Below are 502 nucleotides of genomic sequence, written 5' to 3'. Positions count from 1 at the left end.
AAGTTACGTCACCAAATCTACCTACTAAGCCCCCATTTATATACAGTCCGTTAGGATTACTAAAAATCATATCCACACGACTTGTGCTCGCCGCTTCTATAAATCCGTTTATCACTGACGGGTCTTTATGGACTCTTATTAATACCGCTCTTGCCGGATTTCCTGTATAGTTCTCATTTGGGGCTATTATTCCGCCTAATTCACTTCTGTAACCTGCTCCTTCTTTTGGAGATATATTATTCAATATCAGGTTTTTCTCATCGACACTTAATCTGTCAAAGTCATTAACTGATATTCCACTACCATTAGGATTTACGAGCTCAATCATTGGGGTTCCGTTAGGTGCCGTTATCACTCTTGCTGTTGAACCATCTCTTGTTTTTATTAATTCATTTGCAAAAGTCAGGTTATTTAAAAGCATCCCCAATAACATCCCTATTGCTATATTGCGTTTAATAAACCTATTCCTTGTCCTTTCCTTCATATTTCCTCCTTATTTATT

At 37.3% G+C, this 502-nt stretch carries 1 protein-coding gene; it reads right to left on the bottom strand.

Annotation, left to right across the window (positions count from 1 at the left end; all coding sequences use genetic code 11):
• Positions 1 to 484: filamentous hemagglutinin N-terminal domain-containing protein (locus tag NK213_RS18070; RefSeq protein WP_253351818.1), on the bottom strand; the 484-nt coding region annotated here is incomplete at its 3' end.
• Positions 485 to 502 lie beyond the last annotated feature (18 nt).

Source organism: Sebaldella sp. S0638, from assembly GCF_024158605.1.
In the GTDB taxonomy this organism is placed as follows: Bacteria; Fusobacteriota; Fusobacteriia; order Fusobacteriales; family Leptotrichiaceae; genus Sebaldella.
This window is presented reverse-complemented; position numbering and strand designations above follow the sequence as displayed.